Annotated in this window: 13 protein-coding genes and 1 tRNA gene; 5 read left to right on the forward strand and 9 right to left on the reverse strand. The window is 64.0% G+C overall.

Going from position 1 to position 13,025, the window contains the following annotated elements; genetic code table 11:
- The first annotated feature begins 40 nt into the window (after positions 1-40).
- Positions 41-556, forward strand: coding sequence for a pyridoxamine 5'-phosphate oxidase family protein (locus tag ACOZ4N_RS08775; protein ID WP_424019549.1), 516 nt, complete (start codon positions 41-43; stop codon positions 554-556).
- On the opposite strand, the gene ACOZ4N_RS08780 is transcribed toward ACOZ4N_RS08775, so the two are convergent.
- From ACOZ4N_RS08780 to ACOZ4N_RS08800, 5 genes are all read right to left on the reverse strand, one after another.
- Positions 526-684, reverse strand: a complete 159-nt coding sequence (locus tag ACOZ4N_RS08780) for a hypothetical protein (protein WP_424019550.1) — start codon at positions 682-684, stop codon at positions 526-528. The two genes, ACOZ4N_RS08775 and ACOZ4N_RS08780, sit on opposite strands and share 31 nt — an antisense overlap.
- A gap of 91 nt (positions 685-775) precedes the next feature.
- Positions 776-899, reverse strand: a tRNA-Gln gene (locus ACOZ4N_RS08785).
- Between the two features lie 27 nt (positions 900-926).
- Entirely contained in the window at positions 927-1,673 is a 747-nt protein-coding gene (locus tag ACOZ4N_RS08790) for an HNH endonuclease (RefSeq protein ID WP_424019551.1), read from the reverse strand.
- A gap of 61 nt (positions 1,674-1,734) precedes the next feature.
- Positions 1,735-2,166: a metal-dependent transcriptional regulator gene (locus tag ACOZ4N_RS08795; protein WP_424019552.1), complete on the reverse strand. Its 432-nt coding sequence runs from the start codon at positions 2,164-2,166 to the stop codon at positions 1,735-1,737.
- A gap of 31 nt (positions 2,167-2,197) precedes the next feature.
- Positions 2,198-2,677: a ferritin-like domain-containing protein gene (locus ACOZ4N_RS08800; protein WP_424019553.1), complete on the reverse strand. Its 480-nt coding sequence runs from the start codon at positions 2,675-2,677 to the stop codon at positions 2,198-2,200.
- A 122-nt stretch (positions 2,678-2,799) separates the two neighbouring features.
- Here ACOZ4N_RS08800 and ACOZ4N_RS08805 point away from each other — a divergent pair, with 122 nt between their 5' ends.
- Positions 2,800-3,822, forward strand: a complete 1,023-nt coding sequence (locus ACOZ4N_RS08805; RefSeq protein WP_424019554.1) for a DUF2332 domain-containing protein — start codon at positions 2,800-2,802, stop codon at positions 3,820-3,822.
- 32 nt (positions 3,823-3,854) lie between these two features.
- Here the strand turns inward: ACOZ4N_RS08805 and sufD are convergent, their stop codons facing one another.
- The 3 genes from sufD to ACOZ4N_RS08820 are packed head-to-tail and all read right to left on the reverse strand — an operon-like array spanning position 3,855 to position 7,505.
- The gene (gene sufD / locus ACOZ4N_RS08810) at positions 3,855-5,072 is read right to left on the reverse strand and encodes a Fe-S cluster assembly protein SufD (protein WP_424019555.1); all 1,218 of its coding nucleotides are present in this window, start codon (positions 5,070-5,072) and stop codon (positions 3,855-3,857) included.
- Positions 5,073-5,087: 15 nt separating this feature from the next.
- Complete coding sequence (gene sufB, locus ACOZ4N_RS08815) at positions 5,088-6,518, reverse strand: Fe-S cluster assembly protein SufB (protein ID WP_424019556.1); 1,431 nt, start codon at positions 6,516-6,518, stop codon at positions 5,088-5,090.
- 54 nt (positions 6,519-6,572) lie between these two features.
- Positions 6,573-7,505, reverse strand: a complete 933-nt coding sequence (locus ACOZ4N_RS08820) for an ABC transporter ATP-binding protein (RefSeq protein ID WP_424019557.1) — start codon at positions 7,503-7,505, stop codon at positions 6,573-6,575.
- 272 nt (positions 7,506-7,777) lie between these two features.
- On the opposite strand from ACOZ4N_RS08820, the gene ACOZ4N_RS08825 reads away from it, so the two are divergent.
- Positions 7,778-9,568 carry a histidine kinase N-terminal 7TM domain-containing protein gene (locus ACOZ4N_RS08825; protein WP_424019558.1) on the forward strand — a complete coding sequence of 597 codons (1,791 nt, stop codon included), beginning with the start codon at positions 7,778-7,780 and terminating at the stop codon, positions 9,566-9,568.
- Here the strand turns inward: ACOZ4N_RS08825 and ACOZ4N_RS08830 are convergent.
- Complete coding sequence (locus tag ACOZ4N_RS08830) at positions 9,561-12,326, reverse strand: DNA-directed DNA polymerase (protein ID WP_424019559.1); 2,766 nt, start codon at positions 12,324-12,326, stop codon at positions 9,561-9,563. The genes ACOZ4N_RS08825 and ACOZ4N_RS08830 overlap by 8 nt on opposite strands.
- 113 nt (positions 12,327-12,439) lie before the next feature.
- Here ACOZ4N_RS08830 and ACOZ4N_RS08835 point away from each other — a divergent pair, with 113 nt between their 5' ends.
- Together ACOZ4N_RS08835 and ACOZ4N_RS08840 are read left to right on the forward strand one after the other, a co-directional pair.
- Positions 12,440-12,622: a DUF7331 family protein gene (locus tag ACOZ4N_RS08835; RefSeq protein WP_077205259.1), complete on the forward strand. Its 183-nt coding sequence runs from the start codon at positions 12,440-12,442 to the stop codon at positions 12,620-12,622.
- A gap of 47 nt (positions 12,623-12,669) precedes the next feature.
- Complete coding sequence (locus ACOZ4N_RS08840) at positions 12,670-13,020, forward strand: DUF7322 domain-containing protein (RefSeq protein WP_424019560.1); 351 nt, start codon at positions 12,670-12,672, stop codon at positions 13,018-13,020.
- Positions 13,021-13,025: the final 5 nt, after the last annotated feature.

A 13,025-nucleotide genomic window follows, 5' to 3' on the forward strand; every position in this document is an offset into this window, starting at 1 on the left:
GCCCCACGCTCATTTCCGTCTGGGGCCCTTCCTACGAGCCGTGACCGACAGCGACCGACCCACCGGAGCCGAGGCCGACCGGTCGTGGGACCCCTCCGGCCCCTGGACCCGCGCGGAGGCGGCCGCCTTCCTCACCGACAGTCGCGTCCCGATCCGGCTGAGTTGTCGAACCCCCGGCGGCGGGCTCTGGATGCTCTCGCTGTGGTACGAGTTCCGCGACGACGCCCTCTACTGTGCCACCGCCGCCAGCGCCGACGTGATAGAGTTCCTCGACCACGACCCCGGCGTCGCCTTCGAGGTCTCGGTCAACGACCCGCCCTACCGGGGCGTCCGCGGCCAGGGCGAGGCCACCGTCGACCCCGACCCCGAGAAGACCGTCCTGCGGTCGCTCATCGACCGCTATCTCGGCGGCACCGACTCCGCGCTGGCCCAGCGACTGCTCGACAAGGACCGCGAGGAAGTCAAAATCCGTATCGATCCGACCCGTGTCGCCACCTGGGACTACTCAGACCGAATGAAAGACGTTCAGGATTCGGACCGCGGCGACCCCGCGTAGTACCGCAGGAACAGGTAAAACAGCGCCACGACCACCAGTCCGGCACCCACCCCAACGACGCCGTCGACGACGGCGTGCGGGAAGGGGAGTTCCGAGGAACCTGCGTGTGCGAACACCGGGTCGATCATCGTCCTCTGTGAGCGCGTAGGCTACCCGGAGATTCAACTGCTTCGGTTCCGGTGGAACGTGTTCGGAGTAGGAAGCTGTGTAAAATATTAGTAGTCCCGGGCGGATTCGAACCGCCGTCCTAGGCTATCCTCGGAATACACCGCTGGGGTTTCCAAGCGTGTACAGGGTGCACTCCTCCAAAGGCCTAGATGATTGGCCACTACACCACGGGACTGCAATACTCCGTTCTGGTTCTGGCGTCTTATGGATTCCGGGATTTCGCCATGACGCTAAGCACCGATGCCGGGATGCTCCCGTGTTCGGCCAGTCCGTGACAACTCCGGCAGAGCGAGATCACGTTGTCGATAACGTGGGCATCCTGCGGGTCGTCGAAATCCCGTACCGGTCTGATATGATGAACGTCAGGATTACGGCCCATCTCATCACGGTCCTTACTACAGAAACGACATTGATGATCATCCCGCTCAAGCGCTCGCCTCCGAATCGAACGCCAGTCGCCATTGTATACTGCAGTCCCGTCTCCCCACTCCTCAGAGAGCCACGAACTGAGGCAATCGTGGTCACAGAACTTCCGGTCCCCGTCTCTTGTAAAACAGGGAAGAATCTCGAACTGTTTCCCGCACTGCTTGCATTCACGTGATACCGGTTCGATGTCGTGAACGTCTGCGTAATGGGTCCCGAGGAAATCATCCGCTTCCTCAACGCACGTCGGACAGTAGACTCCCTTCTTATCTGAGGGGTAATACTCAAACTCGTCACCACAGCGTTCGCACTCCGTCGTCTCTTTCGCGTCGTTCCAGTTGCCGTTGTGTTCGCCGGAATTTGGATTGCAGTCGTCGCAGTACGTCAGACGAGCCTTCGGATCGTAAAACTCTGTCCCACAGCCAGCACACTCCCGGTTCGGAAGTGGGTCGTCGTGGACCTTCGTATGGTGTTGTTTGACACCACGTTCAGTCGTGAGTGACTTACCACAGGTTGGACACTCCATGGACAGCCGTTCGACTGAGAGTCACAAATATGCGAGCCAGCCGGAGTGAAACTAAAAGTAGTCAGTCCGCCGGGTCGGGCTCGACTTCCAGCAGTTTGCAGGCGTCGTTCTCGGGGTCGAAGCAGTCCGGACACTGCGGGGCCCGGTCGATGATGGTGTCCAGCCGGTCGGCGACGGTCTCGTCGATGACGGGTTCGAGTTGCTCGGCCTCGGTCCGGAACTCCTCGACTTCGAGGACTTCCAGCAGGAATCGCTCGATGATACAGTAGGTCTGCAGCGCGTCCCGGGCGCGGACGATGCCCTCGTCGGTGAGGGTGACGCCCTTGTACTTCTCGTGTTCGAGCAGTTCCTGGTCCTCGAGTTTGCCGATCATCTCGTTGGCGCTCGCGGGGCTCACGTCGAGCATGTCGGCGACGCGGCCGGTCGAGGCCGGACCGTCCTCCTCCTGCTGGACGAGATAGATCGCCTTGAGATACTGGTCGGACGTGTTCACGCGAGACCCCCTCCGTACGGATAGCTCCCAGTCATTCTCGTTTCTCCATGAGTTCGGTGACCTCTTCGACCCCTTCGGCTTCCTCCTCTCGGATGGACGACAGCGTCTCGATCAGTTGCTCCCGGTCGACGCTGAGTGCCGCGTCGGAGTCCTCGATGGCCGCGATGAGGTCGTCGTAGAACTTGTAGGCCGTCTCCTCGTTACACAGCTGGTCGTAGAGGACGCCGTCGAAGTCCGCCTCGGACTCGTACTGGGCCTTGACCAGCCCCTTGATCTCCTCGAACGGAATCGTGTCGGCTTCGAGGTCGTCGATCAGGTCCTCCAGTTGCTCGCGGTGGCCGGCCGACTCCTCGGCGGCCTCGGCGAGCAACGCCTCCAGTTCCGGGTCGTCGACCTCCATCGTCCGGGCGTGTTCGCCCGCTCGCGCCTCCACGACTTCTTCGAGGACGACGCCGATCTGCAACAACCGCGCCAGCTGGTGGTCGTTGGACACCGGTTGCTGGACGCTCACGGTGACCACCGCCAGCGGTATCGACTCTGTCCCGCCTGCATACCCAGGAATCGGGGAGGCGGGAACTTAAGCCGTTCCCTCGGGACCGACACCCCTAAGCGGCCGCTGGGGCACCAGTGACCATGCCTCGCGCCGACGAGTTTCACGACTACGCCGACTGGGCGAGCGACCAGTCCCCGCTGTACGAACGGTTGAGCCGCGCGGCCGCCGACGACGACGCCCTCCTCGACCTCGCCGCGACGGCCCCGTCGAGTCAACCCGCCCCGAACCTCCTGCTCGGTGCCGTCCACGACCTCCTCCTCTCCGGCGTCGACCACCAGCTGGCCGACTTCTATCCCACTATCACCGAGGACCCCACCGACCCGACCGAGCGCGATCCCTTTCCAGCGTTCGAGGCGTTCTGTCGCGACCACCGCGAGGCGATCCGCGCGCGACTCGACAGTCGGCTGGTCCAGACCAACGACGTCGGTCGCTCGGCCGTCCTCTACCCGGCCTTCGCTCGCGTCGCCGACGCCGACGGCGGCCCTCTCGCCCTCGTCGAACTCGGGGCCAGCGCCGGGCTGAACCTGCTGTGGGACCGGTACCGCTACGAGTTCGACGGGCGCGTCGTCGGCGACCCCGACGCTCCGGTTCGCATCGAGACCACCGTCCGGGACGGAACGCCGCCACTGCCCGACGAACCGCCGACCGTCACAGAGCGGTGGGGTGTCGACCTGAATCCCCTCGACGTGACCGACGACGCCGACGCCCGCTGGCTCCGAGCGTTGGTCCTGCCCAACCAGCACCGACGGCACGAACGGCTGGCCGCCGCGCTGGACCTGGCCGCCGACGACCCCCCGGAACTCGTGGCCGGTGACGCCGCCGCGGTCCTGCCCGACCGCCTCGGCGACGCGCCGACGGACGCGACGCTCGTCGTGTTCAGTACCATCGCGCTCTACCAGTTCCCCGACGACGCCGTGGCCGCGGTCCGAGAGTCACTGGCCGAGGTCAGCCACGACCGCCCCGTCCACTGGCTCTCGGGCGATCCGTCGACGCCACCCAGCGATCCGACCTACCGGCACGTCCGCTTCGAGGACGGCACGGCCGAGTCCGCCGACATCGCCGAGTTCGAGGCCTACGGGAGCTGGCTCTCCTGGCTGGCGTGACCTGAAAGACGAGACCGCAAAACGGCAGTCCGCTATTGGCGCAGTCGGCGCGCGATCAGATCTTCGAGATCATCGCGGAACTCGTCGACCGCGACCTCGGTGAGGACGGGCTCGAAGAACCCCTCGACCAGCATGTTCTCGGCGACCTGTTCGGGGATCGATCGGGAGGTCATGTAGAACATGTCCTCGGCGTCGACCTGTCCGACCGTCGCGGAGTGGCTGGCCTCGGTGTCGTGGTTGTTGATGATCAGCTTCGGGGAGGCGTCGGCCTCGCTCTCGTCGCTCAGCATCAGCGTGTTCTCGCGCTGGTAGGAGTTGGTGTCCCAGGCCTCCCGACCCACGTCCTGGACGCCCTCGTAGACCGAGCGGGCGGTGTCGTCGAGGACGCCGCGGGTCACGAGGTCGGCGGTGGTGTGTTCGGCCTCGTGCCAGACCCGCGACCCGAGGTCGAAGTGCTGGTCCTCGTGGCCGAAGAACGCACCGACGATCTTGCTCTCGGAGCTATCGCCGAGCAGGCGCGTCTCGACGCTGGTCTTGGTCAGGCGCGACCCGATGTTGCCCTCGATCCAGTTGACCGTGGCGTACTGGTCGGTGTGGCCGCGCTTGACCTGGTAGTTGTAGGTGTCCTCGTCCAGGTTCTGGAGCGCGCCGTACTGGACGTGGGCGTTCTCGCCGGCGATGGCTTCGACGACGCCGCTGTAGTAGCGGGCGTCCTCGTCGCTGGCGTCCTCGCCGGTCTCCTGCCGTTCGAGGATCGTGACCGACGCGGACTCCTCGGCGATCACCAGCGTGTAGTTGAACAGCGCCCGGGAGTTCATCCGGGTCCGGATCTTCACGTCCTCGGCGTCGACGCCTTCGGGGACGTAGACGACCGTCCCGGCCGAGAACAGCGCCGTCGACAGCGCCGTGAGGTAGTTGCGCTGGGGATCGACGACACTGCCGAACTGCTCTTCGATCAGGTCGCCGTGTTCGTCCAGCGCCTCCGACCAGGAGAGCACGTCGACGCCCTCGGCGTCCACGCGGTCTTTCTCCTGGGCCATCTCGAGGGGATCGACGAAGCTCTCGTAGTCGAGCGCGTCGAGGTTCGTCCACTCCCGGCCCGGCGTCTCGATGACCGCGGGCATGTCGAGGTCTTCGAGCGCGTCGAGCGCGTCGAGTCGTGTCTCCAGCAGCCACTCGGGCTCGTCGAACTGTTCGCTGATCTCCGTTACCTGCTCCTCGGTGAGGTTTGCGTGTACCTGCGTGCTCATAGTGGAATCCGGGGATTACCCGAGCGAGCCCTCCATCTCGAGTTCGATGAGGCGGTTGAGTTCGACCGCGTACTCGATGGGCAGTTCCTCGGTGATCGGCTCGATGAAGCCCGCGACGATCATCTGCTTGGCGTCGTCGTCGTCCAGGCCACGCGTCTCCAGGTAGAACACGTCCTCGTCGCCGATCTTCCCGACGGTCGCCTCGTGGGCCACGTCGACCTTGTTCTCCTGGATCTCCATGTACGGCATCGTGTCCGACGTGGACTCGTTGTCGAACATCAGCGCGTCACACTCGACCGAGGTCGAGGAGTTCTCCGCGCCGTCGGACATGTGGACCAGACCGCGGTAGTTCGTGCGGCCGCCGTCCTTGCTGATCGACTTGGACTCGATGGTCGACTTCGTGTCCGGCGCGTTGTGGTAGACCTTCGCACCGGTGTCGATGTTCTGGCCCTCGCCCGCGAACGCGATGGTGATGTGGTTGTCCGTCGCGCCCGGGCCCTTCAGGATGGTCGAGGGGTACAGCATCGTCGCCTTCGATCCCATCGACCCCGACACCCACTCCATCGTGCCGTCGGCCTCGCAGATGGCGCGCTTGGTGTTGAGGTTGTAGGTGTTCTTCGACCAGTTCTGGACCGTCGAGTACTGGACGTGTGCGTTCTCGCCGACGAAGACCTCAACGCCCCCGCTGTGGAGGTTGAAGGCCGAGTACTTCGGCGCGGAACAGCCCTCGATGTAGTGGACTTCGGAGTTGTCCTCGGCGATGATGAGCGTGTGCTCGAACTGGCCCATCCCCTCGGAGTTCATCCGGAAGTACGCCTGCACGGGCATCTCCACGGTGGTGTCCTCGGGGACGTAGACGAACGACCCGCCGGACCAGACCGCGCCGTGGAGCGCGGCGAACTTGTTGTCGCTCGGGGGGACACACTTCGTCATGAAGTGTTCCTTGACGATCTCCTCGTGCTCCTGGACGGCCTTGTCCATGTCACAGAAGATGACGCCTTTCTCCTCCCAGCGCTCCTGCATGTTCTGGTAGACGATCTCCGATTCGTACTGGGCACCGACGCCCGAGAGGGCGTTCTTCTCGGCTTCCGGAATGCCCAGCTTGTCGAACGTGTCCTGAATCTCCTCGGGGAGATCCTCCCAGTTCTCGGCGCCGCCGCGCGTCTCGATGTCGGGGCGGATGTAGGGAACGATCTCGTCGAAGTCGACCTCGCTCAGGTCGGGCGCACCCGGCCAGTCGTCGGGCATCGGCATCTCCTGGAACTGCTTGAGCGCGCGCAGTCGCCGTTCGAGCATCCACTCGGGCTCGTCCTTGTCCTCGCTGATGACCCGGATGGTCTCCTCGGTGAGGCCCTTCTCGGATTTGAACGCGGAGTTCTCCTCCTTCTTGAACTCGAAGCGAGCCTCGGTGTCGGTCTCTTTGAGATGATCTTGATCTGAACTCATTGTTGGTGTTGGTTTATTTCTCTAGCTATATTAGCCTGTGCTAGCCTTGCACGGTTACGCGGTCTCCAGAGTCTCCTCGCGCACCCAGTCGTACCCCTTGTCCTCGAGTTCCTCGGCCAGCGACGCGTCGCCGGACTTGGCGATCTGGCCGTCCAGCATGACGTGGACGTGATCGGGTTCGACGTAGTCGAGGATGCGCTGGTAGTGGGTGATCTGGAGGATGCCTGCGCCCTGCTCGTCGCGCAGGGCGTTGATGCCGTTGGATACGTCCTGGAGGCGGTCGATGTCCAGCCCGGAGTCGATCTCGTCGAGCACGGCGATGGAAGGCTCCAGGATCGCGGCCTGGAGGACCTCGTTCTGTTTTTTTTCCCCGCCGGAGAAGCCGGCGTTGAGGTACCGCTGGGCGAAGTGCTCGTCCATGTCCAGCAGTTCCATCTTCTCCTGCAGGATCTCCTGGAACTCCGCGACACCGATGTCGCCCTCGTCGGCCGGCCCTTCCATCGGGGACGTGTCGTAGCCGGCCGCGTCCTCGTTGGTGTCGTCGGCGTCGGCCTCCTCGTCTTCGTCGTCCTCCTCGAACAGTTCCTCGCGCTCCTCGAGTTTGGCGTTCAGCGCCGTCCGCAGGAAGTTGACCATCGTGACGCCCTCGATCTCCGCGGGGTACTGGAAGCCCAGGAAGATACCGAGCGCGGCGCGCTCGTTGGGTTCCAAGTCAAGAAGGTTCCACGTGCGGAGATCCTCGGGGATCTCCTCGTCGAGGTCGTCGAACTCGTCGTCCTCGATGTGCAACAGGACTTCGCCGTCGGTCACTTCGTACGCCGGGTGGCCGGCGATGATCTTGGCGGTCGTCGACTTCCCGCTCCCGTTGGGACCCATCAGCGCGTGGATCTCGCCGGATTCGACTTCGAGATCGACCCCGCGCAGGATCTGCTCGCCGCCCTCCTCGGCAACTTCAGCGTGTAGGTTGGATATTTCGAGTGTTGCCATTGTTTAGGGACACCTAAGTCGTCCCAAACTCCGTGCGAGACGTTCATAATGCTTTCGCATTCACCCAGTTAGGATTTCGGCAATGGAAAATTTGATTTCGTATTCTGGAAAACCGGGCCTCCCGACGGCGAGACAGGCCGTCACTCGGTGGCGGATCGTGGTCGTCCGTCACGGCGGAACCGTCGACCACCGAACCGACGGTTGCCACCTGTTTTCGCCAGCGAGTGCGTGAAATGCCCACAACATTCATGCCCCGTAGCTGAATAGTCCTGATGGGAATGTTGCAGTTCAGCTGGCTCCTCTTGCCGCTCGTCTTCCCGCTTCTCGTCGCCGTGCCGACGATTCTCGTGATCGTCCGGAACTTCGAGAACCCCCGCCTGTCGCCGATTCCACCCCTCGTGTTGATCGTCGCGGTGTCGCTGTGGTGTCTCAGCGACGCGGCGCGGCTCGCGGTCACCGGCATCGACGCGAAACTCGCGCTGTACCCTGGCTACTACCTCATGGGGACCGTCGTCGTGGTCTCGCTGTTCGTCTTCGCCGCCGACTACACCGAGCGGACTGCCTGGCTCCGACCGAGCCGGCTCGGGCTCGTCACCGCCCCGCTGTTGGTCTCGACCGGCCTCGAAGTCACGAACTTTCGCTCGTGGACGATCCGGTCTGCGACCACCGTCACCCGCGACGGCACCGTCGTCGCCGACGTGACCTGGGGCCCCATGTTCTACCTCCACCACGGCCTGGCCTACTGCTTCGTCGCCGGCGCCGCGTTCATGTTCCTCACCTACGAGACGACCAACCGTCACTATCGCGGCCAGGTGTGGTCCATCGTCGGCGCGCTCACCATTCCGTGGTTCCTCAACGTGGCCTATCTCACCGACCTGACCGCGTTCAACTACACGAGCATCGGCTTCGCCGCCGCCCTGCCCATCGGCGTGTTGATGGTCTTTCGCTACCGCATCCTCCGTCTCATTCCGGTCGCGCGCTCGTCCGTCGTCGAGGAGATGGACACCGGCTACCTCGTGCTGGACCGCGGTGACGTGGTGGTCGACGTCAACGACCGCGCCGCGGAGTTGCTCGGTATCGACCCCGAACGACTGCTCGGCTGTGACCGGGGCGTCCTCGAATCGACCTTCCCCGAAGTGGCGGCTGCCTTCGAAGGCGACGACGGCTTCAACACCATCACCCGGGCGGAGGACGGCGACGAACGGTACTACAACGTCGAAACGTCGGCGCTCGGTCCCAGCGACGACGGGACGGCTCCGGACACCGGTTCGGTCGTCCTCTTTCAGGACGTGACCGCACAGATCGAGGCGCGACGACAGCTCCGCGATCAGAAAGAGCGCCTCGAAGAACAGAACGAACGGTTAGAGGAGTTCGCCAGCATCCTGTCCCACGACCTCCGCAACCCGCTCTCGGTCGCTGACGGCCGCCTCGAACTCGCTCGCGACGAGTACGACAGCGTCCACATGGCGAAGATCGCCGAGGCCCACGAACGAATGGACGAACTCATCTCCGACGCGCTCACGCTGGCCCGACAGGGACAGACCGTCCTGAGCCGCGAGCCAGTGCCGCTCAACCGGATCTGTCGATCCGCGTGGGAGAACGTCGACACGCGGTCGGCGACCGTCGAAATCACGACGGACCGAACCGTCTCGGCCGACGGCTCACAGCTCACGCAACTGTTCGAGAACCTCTTTCGCAACGCGGTCGAACACGGCGGCCCGGACGTGACCGTCACCGTCGGGGATTTCGAGAACGGCTTCTTCGTCGCCGACGACGGCCCCGGAATCCCGGAGGACAAGCGCGACGACATCTTCGAGAAGGGCTTCACCACCAGCGAGTCCGGGACCGGTTTCGGACTCAGCATCGTCCAGTCCATCGCCGATGCCCACGGCTGGGAGATAACCGTCACCGAGGCCGAGACGGGGGGCACCCCCGCGAGTGAGACGCGCGGGGGTTCGGAAGACGAACGGAGTGAGTCTTCCGGTGCACGGTTCGAGTTCGAGACGGCACCGGACTCCCCCGACGACGGCGTCGACGTCGAGTCGGTCGCCAACGCTACATGAAGTTGCCGAGGCCGGTCTGTTCCTGCCCGCTCTTGACCTCGTCCCAGGAGATGTCCAGCGCCTCCAGAATCCGCTCGATTGGCCCCTTGAGCGTCTTGTCGAGCATCTTCTCCCAGTCGACCTCGAACTCCTCGGGCACCTGATCCTCGTACTCGAAACAGATCACGTCCGGATCGCGCCGGAACTCGCCGTACAGCGGGTCCGTCGAGGGGTCCAGCCCGTGTTCGGCCTCGACCTTGTCCCAGAAGTCCGAGTGTACCCGGTCGAGGTAGACTCGCTTGGGTTTCGACCCCGAGGAGAAGTTCGTCCCCAGCAGGAGGTTGGCGTACTTCGCCCCGCGGACCTGCGCCGTGTCCGTATCGTAGTTGTCCAGTTTCTTCCCGATCCCGCCCGGGATGGCGATGTCGTCCAGACTCATCTCGCCGGCCTCGAAGTCCTGGATCACCTCGTGGACGTAGTCCTTGATGTCCGCTTTGTCCGCGCCTTTCACGATGCGGTCGATCACCTCCTTCTGGACCTCCTTGGTGATCGGCGCGATGTCGCTGCGCTGGTACTCGAAGCCCGTGATGTCGATGTCGTCGACGTCTTTCCCCTCCTTCCAGACGATGTGGCCCGCGTAGCGTTTCTTCTTGCCCGCCTGGAAGAAGCGGCGGTAGAGCTTCTCGAATTCGATTTCGAAGCGGTGGCCCTCGCCGGCATCGAGGTCGACGTTCAGTTCCTCTTCGGCGAACTCGTCGTAGGCGTCGTTGATCTGTTCCTCCAGTTCGAACGACTGGTCGATAGCCGCCTCCTTCGACATGTCGCCACCGAGTTCTATCATCACGCTGTCAGTGTCACCATAGACGACCTCTTTGTCCATTCTGCCCGCGACTTCGTCGGTGTAATCGATAACCTCACGACCCGTTGCAGTGACCGCAGCGCCCATCTCCTTGTCGTACAGTCGGAATCGATCCCATCCCAAAACGCCGTATAAAGAGTTCATAATTACCTTGACAGCTGCCTGCTGTCGGTCGAACTGCTCGTACTCGCTGGAGTCGGGATCGTGGTCGTTCCGGAGGGATTTCTTCTCCTCGCGCTCGGTCAGCAGTTCGTCGACCATCTCCCGGATGACGCCGTCGGGTTCCTTCCGAAAGTGCTGGCCGTTCGGGGCGCGGAAGGTATCTCCCTCGTAGGCATCGGGATCGACCTTGGTCTCGGGGGATGCGTTAATCGTTACCATGCACATCGGGTAGAGGCTCTTCAGGTCCAGCACCGTCACCATCTCCCGGACGCCGGTGATGGGGTCGAACACCGCGCCGCCCTCGTAGTCCTCGGCGTCGTGTTGTCCCTTGGAGGGGAGTGCGAAGTTGCCGTGGAGTTTGTGCAGGACGTACATGTCGACGGCGTCGCCGGGCGTGGTGGCGTCTTCGAGTTTACAGCCGACGAAGGAGGCGACCTCCTGCCAGAAGGGGATGATCTCCTGTTGCTCGTTCAGTTCCACGCAGAGTTCCACGTCCCGGAGGTTGTACTCCAGCAGGCGCTCGGGGTCGTCCTCCCAGAGGTCGCCGATGTCGCCCGGATAGCGCTCCTTGCCGACGCCCAGTTCCTGTTCGCCGACGGCGTCCAGGCGGTAGGAGTCGAGTTCGGTGAACTTCGTGCGCTGGTAGGCGTAGAGCAGGTCGAAGACGACGCGTCCCTTGATATTTGGACCCTGCCAGTTGTTGCGCCAGACCTCGTTCACGCGGGAGAGCCGTTCGATCGAGAGGTCGTAGTCGTGGTGTGGCCCCTGGAGTTCTTCGAGTCGGTCGAGGAAGTAGGGTGCGTCGAAGTCGTCGAAGTTCCAGCCGGTCAGAAGATCCGGATCGGTCTCCTCGATGTAGTCCACGAACGCTTCGAGCATCGCCTCCTCCTCCTCGAAGACGCGCACGTCGGCGTCGAAGTCGTCCTCGATGGGGTCGTAGGCGGCCAGGGCCTCGGGCGGATCGATGCCCTCGTCGGCGTCGAACAGCCACGTGATGTACTCGTCGTCGTAGGAGTCGTGGGAGGTGAGACAGACGATCTTCTCCTCGCCGTCCTCGGGGAACCCCTGGCGGTCGTCGACCTCGATGTCGAAGGTGTTGACGCGGGGCTCGGCGCTTACGTCGACGGCTTCGATCTCCTCGTGGGGCACCCGGATCGGTTCGTCCGCGGCCTCGCGGCGGACGGGCACGCGCACGCCGCTGGTGATGTCCTTGTCGATGAGCAGGCGGTTGGGAAACAGGATGTCCGCCTCGTAGTGATCGAACTCGTCGCGCATCTGGCCCACGTCCCGGGGCGTCTGGCCGAAGATCTTGGTCAGGCGCTCGCCCCGGATGGATTCGTAGGGCTCGCCGTCCTCGTCTTCCTCCTCCCAGCCGGTGATCCGGTCGCGCTGGAGGTCCGCGTCGGTGAGCGAGTCGGTCGGCGCGTAGAAGTAGGGTCTGAACTCGTAGACTTCGACGTGGACCAGTTCCTCGGCCTCGGGCGTGCGGCCGAACAGGTGGACGACGGGGAACTCGTCGTCGCCCCGGCCCTCGACGGTGTAGTCGACCTGTGTCACCGCGAAGGTCACGTACTCGTCGGCGTCGGGATACCGGATGTCGTCGAGGTCGACGATCTCGAAGGTGTCGCCGCCGTTACCCGCGACGGCCGCGGCTTCGGCGGCGGCGTTTCGCTCGTCCTCGCGGTCGGCGTCCTCGCTCCCCGTCCCGTCCTCGAAGGCTGAGAGACCTGTCTGTGTTCCGTCCCCGGTCTCGTCCATACTGTCCACCCGTTCGAGACCCCCGACTAAAATCCCGACGGTCCCCGCGTTTCGAGCCGCGACTGGAACACAAGGTATATGCCATGACACATCATACCACAGACTGAAGCGACATGACGGACCGCGCAAACGGAAGTCGGTCGGAGTTGGACAGTGCCGAAACGGGACCGGACGGCCCCGAAGTCGAGACAATCGAGGCCTACGAGACCGACGACGGAGTCGTCCTCTACGACGCCCAGAACCCGCTCGCGTGGGTCCAGTCGAGTGCGGCGACGACGCTCGAGGACGCGGTGTAAGCCAGTCACGGAACCCTTTTCTCGGCGGCTATCCGACGCATGGAGTAGTGAGCGAGGACGAGGAGCGCTGGCCGGCCGAACCCGACGACCCGGGGAGTCCCGGGAACCTCGAACCCGATCCGGAGTCGGATCTGGCTCCCGAGGCTCCGTCGGTCGACATCCCCGAGCCGCCCGACCCATCCGAGAACGACGCACCGGAGGGGCTGGTCCGGTCGTTCTGGAAGCTCGTCGCCATCTTCAACGTCGCGCTGTTCGCCATCGCGCTGGGCCCGATGCTCGTCGTCTTCCGGGGCGACCTGGTCGACGGCGGAGCCGTGTTCTTCCTCGGCGTCGCCTTCTTCTTCTACGGCTACGTCCGGTACCAGCGCGCCAGAGACCGGTTCGCCGACGACGAGTGAACGCG

The organism is Halorientalis pallida, assembly GCF_049605515.1.
Classification (GTDB): domain Archaea; phylum Halobacteriota; class Halobacteria; order Halobacteriales; family Haloarculaceae; genus Halorientalis; species Halorientalis pallida_A.